The sequence below is a fragment of the Pedobacter sp. BS3 genome (assembly GCF_008274585.1).
In the GTDB taxonomy this organism is placed as follows: domain Bacteria; phylum Bacteroidota; class Bacteroidia; order Sphingobacteriales; family Sphingobacteriaceae; genus Hufsiella_A.
Genome location: NZ_VTRT01000002.1, coordinates 151645 through 177862 on the forward strand (window position 1 = coordinate 151645; position 26218 = coordinate 177862).

At 43.6% G+C, this 26218-nt stretch carries 21 protein-coding genes; all 21 read right to left on the reverse strand.

Translation table 11 applies throughout. The features are described from left to right. Nucleotides 1-2: 2 nt before the first annotated feature. Entirely contained in the window at nucleotides 3-1058 is a 1056-nt protein-coding gene (locus tag FW774_RS06275; protein WP_149347326.1) for a sugar phosphate isomerase/epimerase family protein, read from the reverse strand. Between the two features lie 161 nt (nucleotides 1059-1219). Beyond that, nucleotides 1220-2377 (reverse strand): Gfo/Idh/MocA family protein, encoded by a 1158-nt coding sequence (locus FW774_RS06280; protein WP_242457752.1) that lies wholly within the window; start codon nucleotides 2375-2377, stop codon nucleotides 1220-1222. 142 nt (nucleotides 2378-2519) lie between these two features. After that, on the reverse strand, nucleotides 2520-4220 hold the full coding sequence (locus FW774_RS06285) for a GMC oxidoreductase (protein ID WP_187774832.1): 1701 nt from the start codon (nucleotides 4218-4220) through the stop codon (nucleotides 2520-2522). A gap of 23 nt (nucleotides 4221-4243) precedes the next feature. Continuing rightward, complete coding sequence (locus FW774_RS06290) at nucleotides 4244-4867, reverse strand: gluconate 2-dehydrogenase subunit 3 family protein (protein ID WP_149347328.1); 624 nt, start codon at nucleotides 4865-4867, stop codon at nucleotides 4244-4246. A 309-nt stretch (nucleotides 4868-5176) separates the two neighbouring features. Continuing rightward, nucleotides 5177-5674, reverse strand: a complete 498-nt coding sequence (locus FW774_RS06295; protein WP_149347329.1) for a T9SS type A sorting domain-containing protein — start codon at nucleotides 5672-5674, stop codon at nucleotides 5177-5179. Nucleotides 5675-5855: 181 nt separating this feature from the next. Then, a complete protein-coding gene (locus FW774_RS06300) occupies nucleotides 5856-8210 on the reverse strand; it encodes a right-handed parallel beta-helix repeat-containing protein (RefSeq protein WP_149347330.1) in 2355 nt (784 codons plus the stop codon). Between the two features lie 214 nt (nucleotides 8211-8424). Next, nucleotides 8425-9351 (reverse strand): endonuclease/exonuclease/phosphatase family protein, encoded by a 927-nt coding sequence (locus FW774_RS06305; RefSeq protein ID WP_149347331.1) that lies wholly within the window; start codon nucleotides 9349-9351, stop codon nucleotides 8425-8427. Between the two features lie 123 nt (nucleotides 9352-9474). Next, nucleotides 9475-11919, reverse strand: a complete 2445-nt coding sequence (locus tag FW774_RS06310) for a DUF5689 domain-containing protein (protein ID WP_149347332.1) — start codon at nucleotides 11917-11919, stop codon at nucleotides 9475-9477. After that, nucleotides 11909-12619, reverse strand: coding sequence for a hypothetical protein (locus tag FW774_RS06315; protein WP_149347333.1), 711 nt, complete (start codon nucleotides 12617-12619; stop codon nucleotides 11909-11911). The genes FW774_RS06310 and FW774_RS06315 overlap by 11 nt, the downstream gene beginning before the upstream one ends. A gap of 22 nt (nucleotides 12620-12641) precedes the next feature. Next, entirely contained in the window at nucleotides 12642-13211 is a 570-nt protein-coding gene (locus FW774_RS06320; RefSeq protein ID WP_149347334.1) for a hypothetical protein, read from the reverse strand. Nucleotides 13212-13220: 9 nt separating this feature from the next. Continuing rightward, nucleotides 13221-14093, reverse strand: coding sequence for an endonuclease/exonuclease/phosphatase family protein (locus FW774_RS06325; RefSeq protein ID WP_149347335.1), 873 nt, complete (start codon nucleotides 14091-14093; stop codon nucleotides 13221-13223). 113 nt (nucleotides 14094-14206) lie between these two features. Then, nucleotides 14207-15664, reverse strand: a complete 1458-nt coding sequence (locus FW774_RS06330; RefSeq protein WP_149347336.1) for a RagB/SusD family nutrient uptake outer membrane protein — start codon at nucleotides 15662-15664, stop codon at nucleotides 14207-14209. Nucleotides 15665-15688: 24 nt separating this feature from the next. Next, on the reverse strand, nucleotides 15689-18997 hold the full coding sequence (locus FW774_RS06335) for a TonB-dependent receptor (RefSeq protein WP_187774833.1): 3309 nt from the start codon (nucleotides 18995-18997) through the stop codon (nucleotides 15689-15691). Nucleotides 18998-19188: 191 nt separating this feature from the next. Continuing rightward, the gene (locus FW774_RS06340; protein ID WP_149347338.1) at nucleotides 19189-20487 is read right to left on the reverse strand and encodes a FecR family protein; all 1299 of its coding nucleotides are present in this window, start codon (nucleotides 20485-20487) and stop codon (nucleotides 19189-19191) included. Nucleotides 20488-21055: 568 nt separating this feature from the next. Then, on the reverse strand, nucleotides 21056-21634 hold the full coding sequence (locus FW774_RS06345) for a hypothetical protein (protein ID WP_149347339.1): 579 nt from the start codon (nucleotides 21632-21634) through the stop codon (nucleotides 21056-21058). A gap of 19 nt (nucleotides 21635-21653) precedes the next feature. Continuing rightward, nucleotides 21654-21992: a DUF6965 family protein gene (locus FW774_RS20860; RefSeq protein ID WP_410522728.1), complete on the reverse strand. Its 339-nt coding sequence runs from the start codon at nucleotides 21990-21992 to the stop codon at nucleotides 21654-21656. Beyond that, nucleotides 21937-23091 (reverse strand): DUF6371 domain-containing protein, encoded by a 1155-nt coding sequence (locus tag FW774_RS06350; protein WP_187774834.1) that lies wholly within the window; start codon nucleotides 23089-23091, stop codon nucleotides 21937-21939. Before FW774_RS06350 ends, FW774_RS20860 begins: the two co-directional genes overlap by 56 nt. A 1-nt stretch (nucleotide 23092) precedes the next feature. Then, entirely contained in the window at nucleotides 23093-24574 is a 1482-nt protein-coding gene (locus FW774_RS06355; protein WP_149347340.1) for a phage/plasmid primase, P4 family, read from the reverse strand. 2 nt (nucleotides 24575-24576) lie between these two features. Continuing rightward, nucleotides 24577-24876: a hypothetical protein gene (locus FW774_RS06360; RefSeq protein WP_149347341.1), complete on the reverse strand. Its 300-nt coding sequence runs from the start codon at nucleotides 24874-24876 to the stop codon at nucleotides 24577-24579. Continuing rightward, a complete protein-coding gene (locus tag FW774_RS06365) occupies nucleotides 24876-25223 on the reverse strand; it encodes a helix-turn-helix domain-containing protein (protein ID WP_149347342.1) in 348 nt (115 codons plus the stop codon). Before FW774_RS06365 ends, FW774_RS06360 begins: the two co-directional genes overlap by 1 nt. Before the next feature lie 75 nt (nucleotides 25224-25298). Then, the gene (locus tag FW774_RS06370) at nucleotides 25299-26207 is read right to left on the reverse strand and encodes a hypothetical protein (protein ID WP_149347343.1); all 909 of its coding nucleotides are present in this window, start codon (nucleotides 26205-26207) and stop codon (nucleotides 25299-25301) included. Nucleotides 26208-26218 lie beyond the last annotated feature (11 nt).

A 26218-nucleotide genomic window follows, 5' to 3' on the forward strand; every position in this document is an offset into this window, starting at 1 on the left:
ACTTAATCCAGTCCCAGTATCTTTTTGTTAAACCCGGCATCGCCACCCGATGCGGCAAAATCGTCAAATGCTTTATCGGTTACCCGGATGATGTGATCTTTAATAAACTCAGCGCCTTCCCTGGCTCCATCTTCCTGGTTTTTGATGCAGCACTCCCACTCCATTACAGCCCAACCGGTATAGTCATATTGTGTCAGCTTGCTGAATATGGTCTTGAAGTCAACCTGTCCATCGCCGGGAGAGCGGTATCGTCCCGCCCGATCGGCCCAGTTCTGGTAACCGCCAAACGTTCCCTGCCTGCCGGTAGGATTAAACTCCGCATCTTTGACATGGAATGCCTTTATACGTTCATGATAAAAATCAATATACTGGATATAATCCAGCTGTTGCAGTACAAAATGCGAGGGATCATATAGCAAACATGCCCGGGGATGCTGATTTACCTTATCCAGGAACAGCTCATAGGTTTGTCCGTCAAATAAATCCTCGCCGGGATGTATCTCATAACACACATCAACCCCACATTCATCAAAGGCATTCAGGATAGGAAGCCAGCGTTTTGCCAGTTCCTGAAAACCGTCTTCAACCAATCCCGGCGGACGCTGCGGCCAGGGATGAAAATATTGCCAGAGCAATGAACCGCTAAAGGTTGCATGTGCATTTAAGCCCAGGTTTTGGGATGCTTTTGCCGCATAGTTTAGTTGCTGAACAGCCCATTCGGTACGTGCTTTAGGATTGCCTCGCATATTTTCGGGAGCAAATGCGTCAAATAAGTCGTCGTATGCGGGATGCACCGCTATCAGTTGTCCCTGCAAATGCGTTGACAATTCGGTAATTGCCAGGCCATGCTCCGCTATTTTTCCTTTAAGCTCGTCGGCATAGGTTTTACTTTCGGCTGCCAGCTGCAAATCGATAAAGCGCTTATCGAGCGTGGGCATCTGAATGCCTATAAACCCAAGATCTGCTGCCCATTTACAAATTCCATCTAACGAATTGAATGGGGCTTCGTCGCTGATGAACTGGGCTAAAAAAACGGCTGGTCCTTTTATGGTTGTCATTTTGTTGTTGAGCCTCTCCCCCAACCCTCCGCCGGCTGGCGGAAGGGGGGTAAGATTATGCTTTTTGTCTTGTTTCTATGTTCTTGTTTCTAACTTAGGTATTGAGCCTTGAACCTTCTACCTTTTGCCTCTCTTGTCTTGACTCTTGTTTCTACTCAAAGCTATACAATAAAATCCGTCCATTTCTGGTCTGACTGGCCGGATGCTACCACATTTTCAATAAAGGCCATTCCACGTACGCCATCTTCTGCAGTTGGAAAATCAAGCATATATTCAGATGGCTGCTGTCCGCTGATTTTTGCGGTGAGTGTCTGGGCGAAATTCCTGTAAATATTGGCAAAGGCTTCCAGGTAACCTTCCGGATGTCCGGCGGGAACCCGTGTGTTATGTTTTGCCGCATCTGACAGATAAGCGCTTCCAGCACGGTAAACCTGTGTTGGCTCATTCAGCCATTTTACCAATAAGGTATTGGGTTCCATCTGGTGCCATTCTAATCCGCCTTTTTCACCGTACACTTTTATTTTTAACGCATTTTCTTCGCCTGCCGCAATCTGTGTAGCTATCAGTACACCGTTTGCGCCATTATCAAATTTGAGCAGCACGTTTCCGTCATCATCAAGCCCGCGACCGGGAACAACAATATTCAGATCGGCACAGATCTTAGTAATCTTCAGACCTGAAATGTATTCGGTAAGCTGAGCGGCATGTGTGCCGATATCGCCCATGCTACCGCTTTTACCGCTCTTTTTGGGGTCTGTACGCCAGGCAGCACCAGCATTGCCTTCCCTTTCGGTCAGCGTGCTTAACCACCCTTGCGGATATTCTACCATCACCTTACGGATAGCGCCGAATTTGCCTTCTTTTACCATCTGGCGTGCCTGCTTTACCATCGGGTAACCGGAATAAGTGTGCGTTAAGCACAGCGTCAGGCCGGTTTCCGCTACTTTCTGCCGAAGCTGTTTGGCTTCTTCGAGCGAAAGCGTGATCGGCTTTTCGATAACCACGTTGAACCCGTGCTCCAAAGCCATCATGGCCGGTGCAAAATGCGCAAAATTGGGAGTTACAATGGTGATAAAATCAATACGTTTTTCGGGAGGAAGCTGACTTTCTTTCGTAATCATTTCCTCATAATTCATGTAAATACGGTCTTCGGGAAGGAATAACATTTTCCCGGATTCAATAGCAATTTCGGGATGTATGCTCAATGCACCGCAGCATAGCTCAATCTGCCCGTCCATATTGGCAGCGATACGGTGTACGGCGCCTATAAAGGCATCTTTGCCGCCACCGATCATACCCATTCTAAGTTTTCTGTTCACTTGTTTGTTGTCCGTTGTTAAGCCTCACTCCAACTCCGCCAGTTGGCGGAAGAGGGAGTTGTTTCTGCTTCTTGTCTTTTCTCTTGTTTCTATGTTCTTGTTTCTCACCTTAAACCTTATGCCCTCTACCTTTTCACCTTCCTTAAATATTCATCTTTTTCAGTTCCTTTACTGCGTAATCGCAGGCACGGGCGGTTAATGCCATATAGGTTAATGATGGATTCTGACAGGCTGTTGATGTCATACAAGAGCCATCGGTAACAAATACGTTCTTTACATCGTGCATTTGGTTCCATTTGTTAAGCACCGAAGTTTTAGGATCGTTACCCATGCGGGCGATACCCATTTCGTGGATAGCCATACCGGGATATGAGCCGTTATCGTAGGTTTTAACATTCTTTACGCCGGCAATTTCCAGCATTTCGGCGGCATCGTTCATCATGTCTATCCGCATTTTTGCTTCGTTCTCTTTAAACTCACAGTCGATAGCCAATACAGGCTGCCCCCATTTATCCTTTTTAGAATGATCAATGTAGACCCGGTTCTCATAGTAAGGCAGTGTTTCGCCGAAACCGCCTAATCCCATTTTCCATGGTCCGGGTTTGGTAACTTCTTCTTTAAAGTCGGCGCCAAAGGCCAGCTCGGCAATATTGCGCTGCCATCCGGAGCGACTTGCTCCGCCCTGGTAACCGAAACCACGTACATAATCGCGTTTATCGTTCCCGAGATTACGGTAACGTGGCACGTATATGCCATTCGCCCGGCGACCGTAATAATATTTATCGTCAAAGCCTTCTACATCGCCGGAAGCGCCGCAACGGAAGTGGTGATCCATCAGGTTATGTCCCAATTGTCCGCTGCTGTTACCCAGTCCGTCAGGGAAAGTATCTGAAGTTGAGTTAAGCAATACAAAGGCTGTTCCCAGCGTTGAGCCATTCACGAAGATAATTTTGGAGTAGAACTCCATATTCTCTTTGGTCTGGGCATCGATAACCAGCACGCCTTTGGCCTTTTTTGTGTCTTTATCGTAGATAATGGAATTCACGATGGAGAATGGCCTTACCGTGAGATTACCAGTTGCCATTGCTGCCGGAAGCGTAGCCGATTGTGTGCTGAAATAGGCCCCAAACGGACAGCCCCGGCTACACAGGTTGCGGTACTGGCAATTTCCACGACCATTATGCGGTACGGTGAGGTTGGCCACCCGGCCTATAGTCATGATACGGGTACGTTTATAATGGTCTTCTATGCGCTTTTTCACCGATTTCTCTACGCAGTTCATTTCCATGGGCGGCAGAAAATGACCATCGGGCAGTTGAGCCCAACCTTCGGCCTGGCCACTGATACCGGCAAATTTTTCTACGTAATCATACCAGGGCGCAATATCCTTGTAACGGATAGGCCAATCTATCCCATGACCATCCTTAGCATTCGCTTCAAAATCAATATCGCCTATGCGATAGCTCTGACGCCCCCACATCAGGGATTTGCTACCGACATGAAATCCACGGTACCAATCGAAGCGCTTTACTTCGGTATAAGGACATTCCAGATCGTTTACCCACCATTTTTCATTGAACTCTGAATACGGGTAATCGCGTATCTGTACGGGATGTGTTTTTATCTGCTCCTGGGTTAAGCGTCCGCGATGCTTGAACTCCCAGGGAGCTTTCATGGCTGTATCATAATCTTTTATGTGCTCAATATTTTCGCCACGCTCCAGCATGAGCACTTTTAAGCCTTTTTCGGTCAGCTCTTTGGCAGCCCATCCGCCGCTGATGCCTGAACCTATTACGATGGCATCGTATGTATGTTGTTCTTGTGCTTTATTATTAATATTCATTATTTAATTCAGGTTAAGAGATATTACATTGCCCAGGCTTTTTGTCCGGGTTTTAAATCAGTACAGCCATCGTAACGGCCAGGTATAGCTACATAAGCTAACGCTTGCTTGGCGCCAATTTCTGATGTAAAATATCCCAGCAGGGTAAGCTCACGTATCAACTGGAAAAAATACACTTTAGCTTCGTACTTGCTTTTATCAGCAGCTTTCTTGCTCTTATCTTTGGTCTCTTTTCCCTTATCATCCTTTTTCTGCTGAATGGTATCATCGGCAAGAGCCTTTAAAACCTGATTTCTTTGCTCAGCACTTAACGCTGTAAATGTTTTGCTAAAGGCTTTTTTAGAACGTGAATCTACATCGTCCAAGCCTTTCAGAAAATCGTTCTGAACGTTTTCGGGATAACATTCTTTAACCATCATGGTTACAAATGAACCTACTCCGGCCGCTTTAGCGCCGGGCGTACTTGTTGTGGGGATAATGGTGTCGGCTATCTCATCAACCAGTTTATTCTGATCTTCTGTAAACAGATCGCCTGTTTTTTTACCTGTTCCGGGCTTACAGCCATCCAGAACAATGCTTAATGTAGTGGCAGAAACGGCACTTCCCAGCAGGAAAGCAACATTTTTTAGTGCCTCTCGTCTTTGCATACTAATTAAATCTCTGTTTGTTGGTTAGAATTACTCATTTTAGTCAGCGTAATATTAGTGACTTTTATCAAGTTTTCAAAAGGTTTCTTCTGCTTTGTTATGTAACAATAAGCACTCGAAAGACCATCAGAAAGCTATTTGCTATACGTATGCTCCGCTGCCTGTAATACAATAACATATTTTAGAAACATAGCCTTCTCAATTCACGAATCGAGAATTAAGGCTTCCCTCTTAAAAAGGGAAGCCGTTAACACATTAATCAACACGGGATTAACCGTTTCGTAAGTAAGTTTCTCCATAAAACTTAGTTCATTTTAAAAATTTCACACTTGATTTTATGATATGGGTTACCAGTGTAGCCACGTAAACACCGTTTGACAGTACAACAGGAATGGTTATTGTATTGTCTCCTTTAGTTATGTTGACCTCCCTCAAGTATAACTTACGCCCTGATATATCGGTAAGCTGAATCGTTGCTTTTTCTGTTGTTTGAGCATGATACAGAATATCTATTTGACTATTATCCGGGGCATATACTTTTAACCTGCCCGGTTGTTCACCAAAGGTTAAGGCTACAATATCCTTTGCCGCTGTAGCCGAGCCATTATCATCTACCTGAACCAGCTTATAATAATTTGTTCCGGCTAAAGGATAAAAGTCCGTTATACTATATGTATTCCGGCTATTGCTTGTCCCATGCCCTATTACTGTTTTGATTTTTGTAAAATCCTGGTTCGCAGAAGCACGAAGTATCTCAAAATGATGATTATTTTGCTCTGACATGGTTTCCCAGCTTAACTGTGCCATATTCCCCTGTTTTAATCCTGAGAATGTAACCAGGGAAACAGGCAATATGGTAATATCACGAAGTAGCTGCGAAGCAAAATCTTCTTCCTAAGCACTTCTGACGGAGATCCCTCTCCCGAGACTTCGGGATCGGGATGACGAGAGCTTTTTAGTCAGCCCATCCTCTTTAAAATCAAAGGGTTTATTCTGCGATAAACTTAGCGGTGTATTTCTCTCCGTTTACGGTTAAGGCAAGTATGTTTACTCCTTTTTGTAACCTTGCCGGCAACTCAAATTTGTTATACCCTTTTTCTACAGTTGGTGTACCGGAAGCTATTTTGCGACCGTTTACATCGGTAATGGTGATTTTTCCGGCCCCGGCATTTTCGGTATAGAACCATACCGCTACCTGCCGTTTAGCGGTTGAGGCGTACACTTTCAGTTCAGATGCTTGTAAATCCATCTTAACGGGGATAATTTCCGAAAGCTCAGACTGGCCATCAACGTCTACCTGGCGTAGCTGGTAATACGATACACCTGCCAAAGGGTGCGTATCGGTATAGCTGTACGTATGCGCCTGATCGCTTGTACCGTTACCCTGCACAGTAGTTATCACCTTAAACCCGCTACCGTCTGAACGCAGTACTTCAAAATGTGAATTATTGGTTTCTGATGCGGTAGCCCAGCTCAACTGTATGTTTTCGCCCTGTTTTTGTGCGGTAAACGAGCTTAACTTAACAGGCAAAACACCCTGGTACTCATAAGCGCCCATATCCACCGTAACATCATTATACACACGCGGACTACCCAAAAGGTCAGTAGTGTAGCCGCTAATGGCATTGTTATCGCCCGCATTAATTGCCTGAGATGTGTTTTGCAAAGTATAATCGCCTGTGGTAACAGGTGCGGTGCTGCTATATGCAGGTAAGCTGGTAAACTTAGGGTCTACGTTGAAATTGCCTGTGCCACTGCTATAATCTACCTCGTTATTTTCTCCTGTATATTGTACATTGCTATAAGTAACGGTGGCAGTAGCCCCTGCGGTGCCATTGTTTGCTATGCCACTGCTGTTGCCATAAATAATGCAATTGGTAACTGTAACGGTAGTACCGCTGTTGCTACCTGTGTTGTATAGGCCACCGCCATTGTTTTTGGCATAATTGGCCGCAATGGTACAGTTGATAAAAGAGGGGGTACTGGAGTTGCCTGTGCCACTATTATTAATATAGCTTGCACCACCTGCATTAGTTGCCATATTACCCGAAAAAAGGCAGTTAACAAACTTAGTTGTAGCAGCAGCATTGGTAAGCAGGATACTGCCACCATTAGCCGCCTTATTACCTATAAACTTACAATAGGTAATAACAGGGCCGGCATCGGTGCTGAATAAACCGCCTCCGCCAGTGGCCACAGCTGTGTTATTTGCTATGTTGCTTGTAAAAGTACAGTTGGTAATAGCGCCATTTGCAGAAGCGGAATTGTATAGACCGCCGCCATTTTGGGTTGCTATATTGCCCGTAAAGGTACAATCGGTAATAGTGGCATTGGCAGAAGGGTTGTTGAATATACCGCCACCATCGGTGGTTGCCGTATTGTCTGTAAAAGTACAGCCCGAAACAGTAATGGTAATATTTTGATAGTTGTACATACCGCCACCCGTGCCTGTGGCTGCATTGCGTGTAAAGGTACAGTTGCTCACGCTAACAGCAGTTGGATTAGCGGCATCCGTATGATAAGTTGATACGGCGGCACCATTTCCGGCATTCGTTTTATTACCCTCAAATACACAGTTAGTAATAGTAGCCGATGAACCTGTTGAGGCCAACAACCCACCACCACCGTTCTTTTGGGCGGTGTTGCCATAAAATTTACAATCAGTAACGGTAATTTGGTTGTTGGTGTTGTATATACTGGCACCACTGCCACTTGAAGTGTTGCCTACAAAAATACAGTTGCTAACGTTAACGTCACTATTACTGTTCCACATACCACCGCCATTGGTAACGGTAGATCCACTGATAGTGGTTTTGTTATTTTTAAAAATACAGTTGGTAACGGTAATGAGGGCGATGTTTTGGTTATACATGCCGCCACCATTGCCTACTCTATTACCGTCTTTGATGGTAAAGCCATCGTAAAGGGTGGTGGTAATGGCTGATGCAGAAGCAGAATAGTTAGTAATAACACTGAAATTATTGCCCACCAAATTGGTGCTATCGGCAGAGGTAGTACCAAATACTCTTTGGTCGGGGGAAGTTTCCGTTCCTGTAAAGCCGCCATAAAATTTAAGACCAACTTTGGCACCAGGACTAATAACAGCCGAACCGCTGTTGGCGGTGTAAGTGCCTTTGGCCACAAAAATCATATCGCCATTGGCAGGGTTGGCGGCAGTAATAGCGCCAGCAATGGTTGCTTTGGCTGTTGCCCAGCTAAGACCATTATTGTTGTTGTCGCCGCCATCGGTAGCTGGTTTAACATAATAGGTAGTGGCTTGCGCCCATGCTTGTGTTACTGTTATCGCAAATAGCACGATAAACAAAAAGTACAACTTTTTCATGGTTTTTTAATTTAATTAAGTGTATAAATAATTGTTATTTAGTTTGTTAGTTGTTTGGTTTGTTGGCATCGGGCATCAAGTATAAATTATGCTGTACGCTGACTATTTTCGCAAACCTAAATTCATCATTCACATCGCGTTAGACTTTTTGCGTCTAGTTTACATTAAACCTTCAACTCGCCACTTTTAACTTACATTTAGCTTCTTGTTTCTATTATTGTGTTGAAAAACTCAACTCCACGCTGACCGGAAAATGGTCTGACGGGAATTTCCCGTTAAACGAGTCTGTTAGTATGGCCCAGCTATTCACTTTAACCGGCGCCGTAGTTGTTACAAAAACATGGTCAATACGGCTGTCGTCTGTGCGTGCGGGGTCGTAGTTGTTAAAAGTCCCCCTGATGCCATTGGTACGGTTGCTTGTTAGCGCATACGTATCTTTCAGGATATTACCGGCGGTTATCTGCGGATAGAACTGCTGATGCTGGCTGAAATTGAAATCGCCCGTAAGCACCGCGGGGTAGCCTTTTGAAATTACCGGGATGGTATCAAGCAGCAAGGCCACGCTTTTTGTCCTTGCCTCAGTTCCGGTAAAATCTAAATGGACGCTGAAAAAATAAAAGCGCTTACCGGTTTGCCTGTCTTTAACAAAGGCCCAGGTGCATATACGCCATTGCCCCGCTCCCCAGGCTATACCCGGAATGGTGGGTGTATCTGAAAACCAGAAAGAATCCCACTTAGCCACTTCTACCCTGCTTTTTTTATAAAAGATATTCACGGTAAGCTGCTTATCAACCGTAGTATTGCCGTAAACACTTTTACCCACATAAGCATAACCGGGCAGCAGGGCTGTCATGTCCTGCAACTGGCTGTAATAAGGTTCCTGTACTCCGGCAATATCAAACACGTATTTATCAAACATACTTTTTACCATACCTTTCCGGTTTACCCAGTAATTGTCTGTTACTTTAGCATCATGGTTATACTCAATGTTATATGAAGCTATTTTCAACGGGCTTAACCAGTTGTTACCCGCTGGTTGCTGCTTATTGACAGGTGAGCCAATTATGCCATCGGACTCCCGCTTTTTGCCACAAGCGCACAGCAGCACAAACAGAACCGGTATAAGGCACTTGTATTTCATATATCAGTTAACATGCAATTGCACCCCAATAAACTAACAGGCACAGGGTTACTAGCCGTTTGCTTTTTACTGCAAGCGGTCAATAACACCATTATTAAACTATAATGGATAAGATAAACCATTTTAGTTTTGATGCTCATAAGCGCCCATATCTATGGTGGTGTTGTTAATTCTCGGATTACCGGCAAGGTCGGTAGTGTAGCCGTTAATGGCGTTGTTGTTGCCCTTATTAATTAGCGTAGAAGTGCCCTGCAAAGTATAATTGCCAGTGGTAACAGGTGCGGTACTGCTATATGCAGGTAAGTTGGTAAACTTAGGGTCAACGTTAAAATTGCCTGTGCCAGTGCTGTAATCTACTTCGTTGGAAGCTCCCATAAACTGTACATTGCTGTAGGTTACCGTAGCGGTAGCCCCGGCGGCGGCACTGTTTGCTATGCCACCGCTGTTGCCATAAACAATACAATTGGTAACCGTAATGGTAGTACCGCCGTTACTACCTGTGTTGTATAGGCCACCGCCGGTATTTTTGGCATAATTGGCCGCAATGGTACAATTGATAAAAGATGGTTCACAGGAACTGCCTGTACCACTATTATTAATGTAGCTGGCGCCACCTGCATTAGTTGCCATATTGCCCGAAAAAAGACAGTTGACAAACTTGGTGGTAGCAGCAGCATTGGTAAGCAGTATACCGCCACCATTGGCCGCCTTATTGCCCATAAACTTACAATAGGTAACCATGGGGCTGGCATTGGTGCTAAATAAACCGCCCCCGCCAGTGGCGGTTGCTGTATTATTTGCTATATTGCTTATAAAAGTACAGTTGGTAATAGCACCATTGGAAGAAGCGGAATTGTATATGCCGCCACCATTTAAGGTTGCGGTATTGCTCGTAAAGGTACTATTGGTAATAGTGGCATTGGCAGAAGGGTTGTTGAATATACCGCCACCATCGGTGGTTGCCGTATTGTCTGAAAACGTACAGCCCGAAACAGTAATGGTAATATTTTGATAGTTGTACATACCGCCACCTGTGCCTGTGGCCGCATTGCGTGTAAAGGTACAGTTGCTCACGCTAACAGTAGTTGGATTAGCGGCATCGATATGATAAGTTGATACACCTGCACCATTCCCGGCACTTGTTTTATTGTCATCAAATACACAATTGGTAATAGTGGCCGATGAACCTGATGAAACTAGCACGCCGCCACCACCGTTGGTGTTGGCCGTGTTGCTGTAAAATTTACAGTTGGTAAGGGTAATTTGGTTATTACCGTTGTACATGCCGCCACCACTGGCACTAGAGGTATTTTCCTTAAAGATACAGTTGGCAACAGTAATGTTAGCATAGGTGTTGTACATCCCTCCGCCAGAGCCGGTTACATTACCTCCCGTAATGGTAAAGCCATCGTAAACAACACCGGTAATAGGTAAAGCACTGCTACCCTGGTTGTATATTACCCTGTTGCCGTCGCCCTGTAATATGGTAGTATTGGCGGTAAGGTTGCGCTGGTTCAGGATGGTTTCGGTACCGGCAAAGCCTCCGTACAGCATGATACCGTTGTTAGCCCCTGTGAGGGTAATAAGGGCGCTACCGCTTGTTGCGGTATAGGTACCTTTGGCCACAAAAATGCTGTCGCCGCTAACCGCTGCGGCAATAGCGGCATCAAGAGTTTTGGCTGTCGCCCAACTTTTTCCATCATTGAGTACGCTGCCATTTGTGGTTACAAAATACTTATTTTCCGCATATTGCAGGTATTTGCAACGTGCCCCCTTCAATACATCGGCCGCGGCCGCGTTGAGCAACCTTATTTGTTTCACACCGTTATTAATAGTAACCAGCCCGGTTAAATTACCGTGGCCTGTTTTAACAGCTACCTTAGCCAGTTCGGCGTCTTTACCTGTTACCAGGGTAATTTCATTACCCGAACAGTCTTGCAGGATAATTTCTTTTTCCGGCTCCGTATCGGGGCCAAAGTTTCCGGTCAGGTTCTCATCGGCTACCTCTACGTCGCTTACGGTTACTACCTGTTGATTGTAGGTAGTATCCAGTTGACCGAGCGTAACCTGGTTTATGGCCATAACCTGCTCCTTCGCCGCAATGGTAACGTATTCTTCCAGTTCGGTTTCGCCAAGCGCTTTAATGCTATCACCATCAGGAAGCCCCAACAGGTAAAAAGAACCTTCACGCTGTACTCTCAATCCATCAACATGTACCAATACCAGTGTACCGGGGGTAAATTCGGTACTTTGGTCTTGTTGTAGTTTTATGGCAACGCCTCCTGTTTCATCTTGCAGCCATAACATAGCCGGGGCATTTTGTGCCCCCCCGCTGGCAGTTACATAAGCCCAAAACACGGGATTTGAGATATTACCGCCGCCGGAAATTACCTTACTAATGGTGGTATTTGCGCCAAAGCGGGAAAAGTTATTGACGATATTACCCTGTATTTCTGCTTTTTTGCAGGAAAACAAGCCTGTTATTATAGTAACGGCAATTAAGCCCTTCCATAAGTTTTTTCTAAATGTGCTTTTTATCTTCATGATAGGGTTTTCTTTATTTTCCATACTCCATTTCTACCAAGGTGAGGTTGATGCGGTTATACCGGCTTAACAACGGCGCTGAGGCATTAGCGATGCGCACCCGGTATGACTGTTTTTTAGCTGAATCTGAATTGACCTTAAAAGTAGCGAAGGTCTCCGCGGCTTTGTCATAACGACCGCGGCTTGTGCCTAAGCTTTCCCAGGTTTTGCCTTTATCCTTAGATACAAATACTTCTACCTGGAAATAGCCGGGGTCTTGCTTAAAGCCGACAAAGCCTACTTTTACTGATTTGAGACCGGGGATATCAAAATCCGTGGTCACGCTTCCGGCAGGCTCTTCAGGGGTAGAAGCGGTCAGTATACGCGGCGCCATTGGCCTGAAATCCAGCGGTTCGCTGGGCGTTACCAGGGCATCGTCAAACGTCCAGGTTCCAAGCGGTGTATTTACTTTACCGATAGGATAAAGCCCTTTTTTGCTAGCCTGCTCAAAGGTTTCGGTAATGGTTTTCTGCGCATAAGCGGTCATGTTAAATATCATCAGGCATAAAAACACAGATACCATTAAGGTTATGCGTAGCGCATTATTAAACATTGTTGGATTATAGTATTTTATATTTTCCTCCTCCTGCACCCTCGAAGAGGTGGATATGCAAGTCGCATAAAGCGCCATGTCTCCTCCGCTGGCGGGAGAATTAAAGGGGACGGTAGGATTAAATTTCTTCATGGTTTTGTTTATAGATATTCTATCATTCTTCATAAATCAATTGTACTTCGGTGATATTGATACGGTTTAAACGGTTGGGTATAGGCTCTGAAGCATTGGCTATTTTTACACGGTAGCTACCTTTTGAGGGATTATCCAACGTAAATTCGGCAATGGTTTCTTCCACTTTGGCGGGGTCGCCGGGCTTGCTGCCTAACGATTTCCAGGTTTTGCCTTTATCGGTAGAAACCAGCACCTCCACAGCGAAAGGCCCATTATCGACTTTGTAACCGATAAAGCCAACACGTATTTTTTGCAGGCCTTTAATATCGTAGTCGGTACTTATAAAGCCGCTTTCACTACTGCCATTGCCCGCAAGCACGCGGGGCGCTTTTGGCCGTATATCCAATTTCTGGCTGGCAGTAACCAGCGCCCCGTTAAATATCCAGTACCCGGTTGGGGTATATACCCTCGCTACAGGATACAGAGGCTTATTTTGTGCATCAAGAAAGGTTTCGAGTATTTTTTTCTGCCCGGGTTTGTTTTGAGCAAACAGCGCAGCCGCATTCATCGTAACGAACAGCAGCAGCAGGTATGTTGTCTTCATTTTCATAATATTCTGCTAATTTGAAAGCGTGAGCAATACGGGATAATGGTCTGAAAGGAAATCGGTATACCAGTTACGCAGCACCTCGCATTTTTTAATATGCGCTTTCAGCGGCTCATTAACCCAGATATAATCTATCCGCATGCGGCTGTCTACACCGGCTGTGGCATAGTAAGGAGTTGGGCAGGTGTATTGGAAATCGGGGTTAAACTGTTTAAGACAGTCGGTGAAACCTGCTTGTAGCATTCGTTCTATTACCGTATAATCAAATTTGCCCTTGCTGTTTACGTTTTTGCTTTTTGCCTTTACCGACCGTTCCTGCGCATCGGGATTGGCATTGTAGGCAAGACTGTCCAAAGGGGAACGTGCATTAAAATCGCCCATTACTATGGTTCTTTCATTGCCGGGCAAGGTTTGAAGCTTTTGTATAATCTTGCCTATTTCATCATAGCGTTTTTCCCAGCTAAATGGCGATAAATGCAGTACTGCTATATTATAATCGAGTATTTTGGCCATCATAAGGCCGTGGTGCAAATCTTCCTTGATACGTTGGATATTGCTGATTGGATATTTTGAGGATATACCAACGGGGAACCCACTTTTAGTATCAAAAAAAGCGGTATAACGATGACCGAATTGCCTGCATAAGTCGCTTAACGTTCCATCGTTAAATTTCGATAGTTCTTCGTAAACGATAATATCGGGCGTATCTTTTGATATCCAGGTAACAAACTTGTCTTTATAGGCCGGTGTACTCTTAAATCCTTTCAGTACATTGTAGGTCATAATTTTAAGCTCATGCCCGGCCTGCGCCCTAACGGCTACCCCGGCAAACAGGAAAACCAGTGTGAGCAGGCATAAGCGGGCGATATATAACATTTGTTTCATTGTTGGTTCGTTTTCAGGCCTCCCCCTCCTAAAGAAGGGAGCTAACCTTTGGTTCTTCGTTTTTTGTCTTTCGTTTTCCCCTACTCCTCCCCTTTGGGGAGGTCGGGAGGGGCTTAATATCCCGGATTTTGTACCAGTGCCGGATTTTTGGCTATTTCCAGGGCCGGTATGGGATAATATAAATTATAGGGCCGCACGTTATTTGCCGCCACCGCATAATCCGGAGCTACCGATTTAATATCCTGGTAAAATGTGCCCCAACGCACAATATCCCACCTGCGGGTAAATTCACCTGCAAGCTCACGGGCACGCTCTTTGTGCAGTTCTTCCCGCATGGTAGCCTGGTCGGTAACGAGTATACCGCCAATACCAGCACGGTTACGCACCAAATCGATATAGTATTTAGCATCATCCAGCTCATCCAGTTCAATCAATGCCTCGCCCATCATTAGCAACACATCCGAATAGCGCATAAAAAGCATGTTTTTTCCACTGGCTATGTTAACAGCGTTAAAATCCCAGAATTTGGGCCCCAGCCAGGGCAGATGTTGATTTTTAGAGCGGTTAAACTCCTGCCCGTTATAGGTATAGCCCAACACGAAGGGTTTACGTTTATCGTTATCGGCATAATAGGATACCAGGCGCCGGGTTGGCTTAATAGTACCGTAGGTAGTGGCTGTACTGCTGCCCATATCCACCCCATCGTAAAAGGTATCGTTTTTAGGAGTGGGCATGCAATAAATAAATATATTGCTGGGCCGTTGCGTGCCTGTTGCCGAATAGGTAAATTGTATTTCAAAAACAGATTCTTTACTGTTTTTTGTATTGCTGGCATCGGCATAATTGTTTAGCAAACTGTATGTATGGCTGTCTATCACCTGCTCTGCCGCCCACCGTGCCTTCTCCCAGTTTTTATTAAACAGGGCAATGCGTGCCATCAGACCATAGGCTGCCCCCTGGGTGGCTCTACCCCTTGCGGTAAGCACCAAATCGGGTGCGTGAGTTTCCAGGTCATCCATCAATACATTACGTATAGAATCAGCACTACTGCGGGGTAATGATAGCGTATGGTTTACGGCTTCTTCAGAGGTCAAACCATAATCCCAGTAGGGTACATCGTTAAACGTGCTGGTAAGAAAATAATAGTACAGGCTCCTGAGAAATACCGCTTCGGCAATTAAGGGCTTTTTCTCTGCATCAGACATTGGACTTTTGTTAATGGCATCGATGGCGTTATTGGCATACATAATGCCTTTGTAGGAACTTTGCCAGATGTTTTGCCCGGCAATAGGTGTAGAGGCCGAATAGCCGAAGGCACCGGTCAGCAGCCGCGAGTCGGGCGTAACCATGAGGTCTGTTGCACCCTCTGCCGATACAAAGAAGTTAATATCGGTGAATATATCGTACAATACGGTATAAATCCCGTTTACCGCTGCCTGGCCTTCTTCTACGGTATTGTAAAAGTTAGAGGGAGTTGCACTGTTTTTAATATTTTCGTCCAAAAAGTTAGAACAGGAACCCAGCATGGCCAAAAGAGCTAAGCATATTGCAGTTTTAAATAACTTTATCATGTTGTTTCTGTATTAAAATCTGGTTTAAAATTTAAGCGACACACTCAAAGCTATCGTCCTGTTTTTAGGATAAGCGCCATCGTCTTTACGGCGTACGGTAGACGAGGAATTAGTGCTTACATCGGGGTCGTAACCATTGTATTTTGTTAGCAGGAACAGGTTGGAACCGGTAAGGTAGCAGCCCAGATTCTGCAATGCCTTAACGGGCATATTCTTTTTGCTGAAATTGTAACCCAGTCGTACAGTTGCCAGCCGTAAGTAGGAGGCATCGTGCACAAAGCGGTCTGTAGCCACAAAATCCTGCGAATTAACCTTCGGGATATCTGAAGTCGGATTGTCCGGCGTCCACCGGTTTACCACATACCTGAATTGGTTAGGCCCGATATAGCCTGTTCCCTGCTTAAATTCCAGGGGATTATACATTTTGGCTCCCCATGAATACTGGAAAAATATATCAAGGTCAAAACCTTTGTATTTAAAGGTGTTACCTAAGCCGCCGTATATTTTCGGGTCGCTTTGCCCCAGGTACACTTCATCGGCCTCACTGAGCACGCCATCGCCGTTGGCATCTATATAACGCTGACGACCGGGCTGATAATACGAGTCTATAGAAACGTATTTGCTGCCGCCCCAATCAGTAATTTCCTGCTGCGATTTCCAGGTTCCGGCATAATTTACGCCGTATAAGCCTGATATGGGCCGGCCTACCTCATAGGCATACATGTAATATTGCGGAGCCGAGTAATTAGGTTCAGTGGTCACCCGCGTTAACGAGCCGAGGCTTAACACCTGGTTTTTATTGGTTGAAAACGTGAAGTAGCTACTCCATTTAAACCCGGATAGCGATTGCAGGTTTACAGAATTGATAAGCAATTCTAAACCTGTATTCTGTGTTTCGCCCAGGTTAACCAAACGCGAGGTATAACCTACCTGCTGTGCCAGCTGCACATTCAGCAGCAAATCTTTGGTGATGGTGTTGTAGGCATCGAGGGTAACGGACAGCTTATTATTAGCCAGTTTAAAATCAATACCGGCATTCCATTGCGATGAGGTTTCCCAGCTTAAATTGGCATTGGGAATATTTTCCGGGTAATAGGCTACCGGTATTGTTCCGTCTAAAATGTACCCGCTGCTGCTGGCCGTTAGTTTTGCCAGTGAGCCGTAAGCCGGTATAGCCTGGTTTCCGGATACCCCGTAGCTTAAACGTACAGATGCTTCGCTAAGCACACGTTTTAAGGGTTGCATCCAGGGCTCTTCCAGCATGGCCCATTTAAAAGCCCCTGATGGAAAAAACGCCCATTTGTGGTTAGCCGAGAAATTGGATGCACCATCGGCACGGCCGGTTAAGGTAACATAATATTTTCTTCCATAATTATAGTTTAAACGTCCAAGTGCGGAAAGCATGGCAGACTGCCACAAATCTGATCTTACAAAAGTTTTGGAGCTTGGCGCACCCTGCATGTTGTTTTCCTCCAGTTCATCGAGCATATAGCCGCTACCACTTTGTGTTTGACTTTCAAATGTTTTTTTCTGTATTGTCCAACCGCCAAGCAGGTTTAAATTGTGGGTACTTCTCCAGCTTTTAGCATAGCTCAGAGTAGTTTCGCTTAATATGCCATTGTACCTGTTAGCATATTTGTAGGCATAACCGCCCTGCTCCAAAAATTCGCGGCGGGGCAGCGTGCTGGGCTGGTACTGATTGACATTCGCGTTGGAAACGGTATTGCTGAAAGCGGTCCTTAATTTAAGATTTTTTAAAAGCTGGTACTCCAGGAACAGGTTTGACCACAATACTTTACGGTATGTGATATTTTTTACGCTTTCTACCAAAGCCAACGGGCTGTTGATTACGCCACCTGCATACCAACCGGGATTCCACGACTCGAAATTGCCACCTGCATCGTAAGCATTCATTACAGGAGGCAGTGCCAGGGTAGAATTCCACCATCCGGCATTTGAACCTATATCCACTTTGTTGTTATCGGTAGCAGTATTGGAATAGTTAATTCTTAATCCACCCTTTAATTTCATCGAAAAGGTTTTATCAAGATTTAATCTGCCCTGGTAGCGTTCAAATCCTGATGCTTTGATAATACCCTGCTGGTTGGCATAGTTACCGGAAAAGTAATAGCGAAGCCCGGTATTTCCGCCCGAAACCGAAAGCGTATGATTTTGATAAGGAGCCCTGCGTGTTATTTCTTTGGTCCAGTTGGTGCCTTCGCCTAACGATGCCGCATCCGGATAAGGCGGATTGGTTCCTGTTGGGTTATTATTGTAATAGTTCTCATTCTGCAGTTCCGCGTATTCGGTAGCGTTCATCATATCCAGGTACCGGGGAAGTTCCGCAAACCCCATATCGGCCCTGTAATTAAATACATCTTTCCCCGGCGAACCTTTTTTCGTCGTAATCAATATTACGCCATTAGCTCCGCGGGAACCATAAATAGCGGTTGACGAAGCGTCTTTCAATACCTGGATTGATTCAATATCCGATGGATTGACATCGCTCAAATCGCCGGCATCAATCATACCGTCAATAACATACAGGGGTTCATTATCGGCATTAATAGAACGGGTTCCCCGAACTCTGACTGTAGTACCGCTTCCGGGGTCACCCCCAGCCGATATTAAATCAACACCGGCAATACGCCCTTCCAGCATCTGGTCTACCCTTACTTCGGGGACCCGTTCTATATCAGCCATTTTTACCGTGGCTACAGCTCCCGTAAGGTCTTTACGCTGTACTTCGCCATAGCCAACCACAACCACTTCATTTAATCCTGTAACCTGCTGCATCAGCTTCACATTGATTACCGAACCGCCGGTAAGCTTGCGCTCCTGGCTGACAAAACCGATGGATGTAAATACCAGTATGGCATCATTACCGGGAACTGTAATCCGGTAATTACCGTCTTTATCTGATACCGCCGAAACCTGTGTACCCTTTACCCGGATGCTGACTCCCGGCAGGGGAATATTCTTATCATCGGTAATTTTACCGGTAACCACAGTGGCTTTTACAGGCGCTTTGTCCTGCTGAGAAGGTTTTGATATAATAATGTTCTTATCAACAATATTATAATTGAGGTTTTGCCCTTTCAGGCATTTCTTCATCACCTCATTGATGTCCAGGTTTTTAACATTTAACGTTACCGGGGAGGTTCCCGCCAGCATTTCAGAGTTGTAAAAAATATTGTAACCACTCTGTTTCCTGATAGCTTTGAAAACATCTTCCAGCGAGGCCTGCTTCTTTACAAGGGTAATTTTTTGCGCATACGTAAACGCACTTACCTGCAGGCATGAAAACAGCACAATAGTAAAAGAGAGCTTCATTATAAATAATAGGTTCAACGGTTTGCGAAGACTAGCTCCTGCAAAAAATCGTCGTAATTTTTTGTACATTTGAATGTTAGGTTTTTATTTATTAGTTGTAAGGCAAATAATGGATAACCTGATGGGCCTAAGGGCTTAAAATCAGGGGCGCTGCAACGCTCCTGATTACTTACGCTTAAGCACTTAAGTACTTATGGCATAACAATTACCCTCCTTTCCAGCGATGCTTTTCCATTGTTCTCCGCCTCATCTTCTACCCGGAAATGGATAGCTCCCGTAAGTTCTATCGCCTTTAATAATTTATCTAAATCCGCGTAACGGGAGATTGTCCCGCCAAAGGTTTTTCCCGACATATCGCCCTGGTATTCTATCCTGATGTTATACCAGCGGGAAATGGTTTTCATTACTGTCCTGATATCTTCATTATTAAATACGAAGTAGCCGTTCTTCCAGGCCATAGCTTCTTCGGTATCTACTTTCCGAACAGAAATTTCAGGCTTTGCACCTGTTACTATTGCCTGTTCTCCCGGCGTTATAATTACCTGTTGTTTATGGTTTGAAACCCTTACCGACCCTTCAAGAAGGGTTGTTTTCGCAAAGGGATCATCGGCATACGCGTTTACATTAAAATGCGTACCCAACACCTCTACTTCCTGGTTGGCCGTAGCTACAATAAATGGCATCCAGGCCTCTCCAAAGGAGAGGGAGTTTGTGTTGCCGGATTTCCCTCCTTTGGGGGGATTAAGGGGGGCTTTTGCTACTTCAAAATATGCCTCGCCCCGCAGCTCCACACGACGCTCCGCATCATTAAAGGCAACCGGGTATGTTAATGATGACGCGGTATTGAGCCATACTTTTGTACCATCGGGAAGGATAAGCTGGTAATAAGCTCCCCGCGGGGTAGTGACGGTGTTTTTCAGATTTTCAGCACTGCTTCTCATTCCCGAATTGATATATACCAACTGACCATTTACCTGGCTTACACTTGAATTACCCTGTATGGCAACTGTTCCGTTTTGCGATTGGTCTAAAACCAGGTTTGTACCGTCCGCTAATGTTAATGTGGCCTGGCCTGCGTGCTGCCGGGACGGTTTGGGCCGGGTTTGTGTACGTGCGACATTACTTTCAGGTGAATTAACAGAAAGCGACCGGTAAAAATACAGACCTGCGCTAATAGCGATAACTATAACAGCCGCTGCCGCGTACCATTTGATATACCGGGATTGCTTTTTAACCGGTTTCAGTACTACATGGTGACTATCGCGGAAGCGGGAATCACTGACGATACGCCGGTATACTTTGTCTTTGGCACTGGTATCAGCTTTTGAACTATCCAGGTCGTTCCAGAACGCTTCCATTATCTCAAATAAAACCGGGTCTGAATCCGCCTGATGGATATAGCTGGTAAGCTCATCAAAATCCTTACGGCTGATGCTGTTTGTAGCATAACGATAAAGCAGATGTCGAAGACGTTTTTCGTTGATATTCATCCCTGGTTAGTACTATTTCTAAAAGCTGTTATAACTGGCTTATATAGGGAATACGGACGAGCCGGCAAATAGGACTAGTCCCGGGAAAACTTTTTTTGCAGTAATAGTAGACAAGTGACAATGGACAAGTGACAAGTGACAATGAACAAGTGACAATGGACAATGGATAGTGGACAAGTGACAATGGAGAGATGATAATGGACAATGGATAATTGAATATTGATTTGAGAACATTAGTTTAACTACAAACGAAGGAAAAAACAGGCTCTGTTATACCGGCCGTGAAGACACGCATCTGGGCGTTGGTTAACCGTTCTCAACAAACTTGGATATTTAAATTTTTGTATTTATGGCAGATTTGGGATTGAGTCTATGACCATTTAGAATCTATCTCCTATTTTCCGATGCAAAAAGTAATTAGTACTTAATATCAGTTACTTATGTTTTTGGGGTACAAATAAGGTACATTACTGCATTACAAAACCCCTTTCGGGGCTAAAATAGTGTTTTGGTTTTGAGGACTTCCAAAACGGGAAGTAAGAAACTTTCCGCCTAACATTTCAACTTATCATTTCATCAGTAGTTCGGTTTCAGAAATACCGCCCCCAGCTTCAATGTCTTTTAGTAGTTTCAAATACCGTTTTGTTGGTTTTCCTTTGTAGTATCTTTTAAAGTATTTACTATACAGTTGGCTTTTGGCTTTATTAGATTTTTGCAGCTTATCAAATTGCCTTATCAAATACTTATCCTTTGTTCCTAAAGTTTGGGTTTGGTAATATCCTTTGTCGTATGCTGTACGGTGCTGAAAATATCCGTTAATCAAATACAGTTTCCTGCACCTTGTGTTTGAGCGTGGGCAACTAAAATACCAAATATTGCCCGTTCCTAAATTCGAGGGTACAAACTCAAAGTAAACACGGTAATTTAATTCTGTACCGCTTATTAAATATTTCAATTCGATAAATGGGTTTTCAATATCGGTACTAACTTTTATTGAAATTTCAAGTATTTCGTAATTATGTGAAGTAAATCGTATTACGCCCTCACTTAGTTGGTTTGGCTTTAAGTAGTTCCATTTTTTTAAGTCTGAAACGCTTAACTGCTTACAGAAATCGTAAAGGGTTGGTATGTCTGAATGTCGCCCCATAAGAGAATAACCTAAATAATTAGGGAATAGTTAATACTTGTTTGAGTTCCTGCAATCTGTTCAGGTAGGGTAAAAAGGTTCGTTTGCCGTTGTTCGCTTTCACGGTGGCAAAGTGGTTTTCAATGAATAGGGAACAATCCGTTATTGTGCTGCACCTGTTCAGCTTTACGGGTTGGGTTGGTAGTTCAATACTTGCAAAGTAGTTTTCAAGTTCTGCAATATCATTGCTCCAGTTTTGGGGCTTTTCCTTTATAGGGTGTTCAATTCGTTCAGTTTTGAATACCTCAACTTTTGGCAATGGTTCAAGCTGCGAAAAAAAAGTTTTTTTTTGGGGCTTCACGTTTTTCACGTTTTTCACGGGTTGAGGTTTCAACTGGTTCAGGTTCGGGCTGTGGTGTTTCTTTTATGTCCTGCTTTCTGAATAGTCGCCAATCCTGTTTTATAAGATAGTCTGCAATGTCTTTGCCTTGCTCTTTGTCCTGCTGTGGTGCTAACTGTTCCAATAAGTCTGAAACGTGAAAGTATGTACCCTGTAAACGCTTTTGTATTTCCGCTGCTTTATTGCTCCATAACTCAAAGGCTTTACCGTCTTTTGATAGGTCGGGAAACAAATAAACATTCCTTCCTTTCAGGGCTTTGCACTTGTTGAGGTTTAAGCTGCTCAAATTGTAAACCGCTAACCAAAGTAAATTTGTAGGCTGTTCAGGGAAACCAAAATACAACGTGCCATAAATAGCCGTTTTAGGGGCTTCAACCAACGCAACGGGGTTGTATGGGTATTTGCTTAAAAGGTGTTCGCCAAACAAACAGGAAACCTTTGTTTCGTTCTTGTTGTAGGCTTCCAACCATTCGGGCAACGGCTTGTTTTTGTATTCGTTGTAAGTTAGTCGGGAATGTAGCCAACTGGTATGGTACTTCTTTGTTTTATCGGTGTGGTTGGTATAGTCAAATATTTTTTCCTGCACGGCATTTACATTGCCTTTACTATCAATATAAGGAAAACATACCGCCCCATTTTCGGGAACAGTCCCCAACCTATACAACGAAACAACCTTTTCAATGTCCTGCACTTCAAAAGGGAAAGGAACACGCTGTAAAAGGTTTTGAATAAAAATATTGTTATTATATCCAGTAAGTGTTTTTTTAAGTTCCTGAATGGGAATAAACGCCCTTTTGGGCTTGTTTACAGGCTTCTTTATTCGTTTTGGTTGCTGTGGCTTCCATTCTGTTTTATTGCCTTGTTCCTGCTCCCAAATAGCTTTTGCGTAACCGTCCAAATAAGGGTTGTTGTATTCCTGCTGTGGGCAATTTATTTCACGGTCGCAACGCCCGTACTGTTCGGGTAAGTATTCGCCTGTTTGGGTATCAATATACCTTACAAAGCGTTTTTTATCACAATTCGGGCAACGGTGTTTTTTACTGCCTTTCTCAAATATGTATCGGTGTTCTGTATTCATATTAGAAAGGTCTTTTGCCGTTTGACAAATACGCTACATTACCCACGTTAAGCCTATCAACCAAAACCCCGAAACCTGAAAGGCGTTTAATGAAATTAGACTTGTTCACGGGTTTAAAACCGTCCTCAATGCAATAGCCCCGGTATTCGGTGTATAGTTCTTTTATTAACCTGTAATCGGTTGGGCTACTTTGGTATTCGTTTTCATCAATGAACATCTTTACACTATCGGACTGGCTTTTGTACTGTTCAACGGCTTGTTTTACCGCTTCACAATCTGTAAACCTCTTTTGCTCCAATAGTCTGTTTAAGCCGTCCAGTACCCAGTTAAAAACGCCTGAAAGTTCATTTTCAATTATTTTGGTGTGTAACTGTTTATCCTGTTCCTGTGGTGGTATGGTAACATCAAAAGGAATGATTAAAAATCGTCTGAAATAGGCGTTTGTGTATTCAACGTCTTTGGGTAATTCATTACAGTTAAATATTAGTTTGGCATATTGTTTCAGCGTGAAAGGTTCGCCATAAGGTAAACGGGCTTCAACGGGTTCGCCTGAAACCAACTGTTTAAATATTGCACTTTCCAGTTTGCCGTTTATCTCACTTGCATAGTTTACCAACTTGTTAGCTAATTTCGCCCTGAAATAGCCGTTATCATTTGTAAGGCTTTGCAATGAATAGTTACTTGTATTTTCTGCACCCAGTAAGGCACTTACTATTTCAAAAAATACGGACTTACCATTTGCTCCAGTACCGTAAAGTATTAACGCCTTTTCTTCTTTTAGTCTATTGCTCCCGTGCTTAATGAAAACAAAGCCCAAGTATTCAGCTAAAACCTTTTGACGTTCAATATCGGGCAATACTTTGTTTAAATACGCTTCAAACAAAGGGGCTTTTGCCTGTGGGTTGTATTCAAATGGTAATTGATAGGTAAGGAAGTCTGAACGGTCAAACGGTCTTAATTGTGTACCCTTTGGGCTTACCTCAAACGTACCGTTTTGTAAGTTGATTAAAACCCTATTTGCCAACGGTGGTTTAGGTTCAAGGTATGCTGTGCCTAAAAACTGTTCGTATAGTTCTTTTCTGAATTTATAGTACCGTGCTGAAAAGGTAGGAACGCCCATTTTTTCGGCTGCCTTACCTAAAAACTTTTGGAATGTTTCTTTATTGAGTTCATCCCAGTAAGTGCCGTTGAATAAGTAAATAAAATCGTGGTTTTTGCATAAGCCCCAACGGTTGTTTTCAGCTATCTGTAAGACGTTTTCAATTGATAAAACAGTATAGTGCTTATTGGTCAATTTGAAGTTTTCGGCATTATGTGGGTTTGCCATTGCTTCAAAGTCCAACGGTTCAAACTGTTCAATTAACTGGCTTAATATTTCAGCGTGTGGGGTTGCTTTGGTTTCCGTTATTTCCTGAACGTGGTTTAAAAGCGTTTCAGGTTGCTGCAAGTCCTCAAACTGTGGGTTTATCTTTATTGCTTTCATATTCAGAAAAGGTTTAATTGGTTATTAAATGGGGCTTGTTCGGGGTTGGTGGTTAAGTACCACGCTTTGAAGCCTGTTTGTTTACATAGCTTCTTTTCAATTTCCCAAAGTCGCCCTGCCTTTTCTAAATCACGTTTGTACCTGCAAATATTCTTTTGAGGTATTCCAGTTGCAGCCGAAACCATTGAAGCTGTGGCAATATGTTCCTGTAAATACTGAAATATGGTTTTCAGTTGGCTTTTAAAGTCCGTATCTTTACCCTGTCTTTTATGTAAAGGGTTGTTGTTATTGGTGCTTTCCATTACTTCAACCCTTTTTTACCGTTAGACAAATACGCTTTTGCTTCTGCTTCAATTTCAGCGTTTGACTTTTTACGCCCCTCTTTGAGGTACTCCATAAGTTCGGTACTGCTGAAATACAACCTTTTTGAACGCTTCATAAAAGGTATTTCATTACGTGAACATTTCGAGTAGATAGTCGGGACGGTCAAACCTAAAAACTCCGCTGCACCTTGAACGGTTAAGAGTTGTTCAGGCTGTTCGGTGGGTGGTTGTTCCTGTTTTTCAATTAACAGGCGTTTTAATTCGCTAACTTCTTTTGTTAGCATTGTTACCGCTTCGGGCAACTTGTCAAATGTTAAATTTTCCATTGCTTAAAGAATTTTGTTTGTAATTCTCTGCAATGGTATAGGGGGCTTTTAGGGGCAACAATAAGGGGGTACGCCCTATTTTAATAGTTCATAGTCTTTTATTACATTTTCTTTGTGTTTGTAGGCTGTATAACGGTCTTTATTTTCGGTGGTATTCTTTAATAATGAACTTATATTGCCTTTTACTGCTCGTCCTTCCTTGTCGCTATCAAACCATTTTGAAACCTCTCTATTTAATTTATACTTGCTATCAAAATGCTTTTTCTCTAAATATGGAATAAACTGTAAGTAATCAAACATTGCAATTGCATAAGGCAAACCGCTTTCAGCTATTTTTTCAATTATTGAAACCTTGCTTTGTTCTGAAAGTGTTTTTACTTTTTCAAGTTCAAAAAAACCGTATTGGCTCAATTGTTCCTTTAATATATCTGCTTTTGTTTTTATCGGTTGAGGTGGTAAGGCTTTTTCAATCTTATTGCTTCGTTCAATGTATTCAAGCTGTTCGGTAATATGCTGTTTTAACTTTCCAAATTCGGGGTGCTGTTGTTTATTGATTATTCTACGTCCTATATTTCGGGAAACCTCAACTAAATTTTGATAGTCATTGCTATTGTAAATGATATTTTCAAGGTGTTCAAGGGTTGTATTTAGGTTGCTTTCGTATTCCTGTTTGATTAACTGCAAAACCTTTTCTAAATAGCATAAACCCAAATACAAATTGAAAAAAGGGTTTTCGGGTACAAAGTCCATTTTGTCTGAAAGTGAATTTTGAACTTTTGCCAAAATATTTGAAATAATGGTTTCAGCTTCGGGGTCTGTTTTTGGGAAGCCTACAAACTCACATTCATTGAAAAGCTGAATAAGTGTATTTGCCTGCTCCATTAAAAGCAAGTCCAACGGGTGTTTATTGTCGCTTTTGGTTCGGTTTTCGAGTTCAGTATTTATTTGCAGTACGGTAGTGTACCAAACTTTTGATGTATTCATTTGTCTTTTAT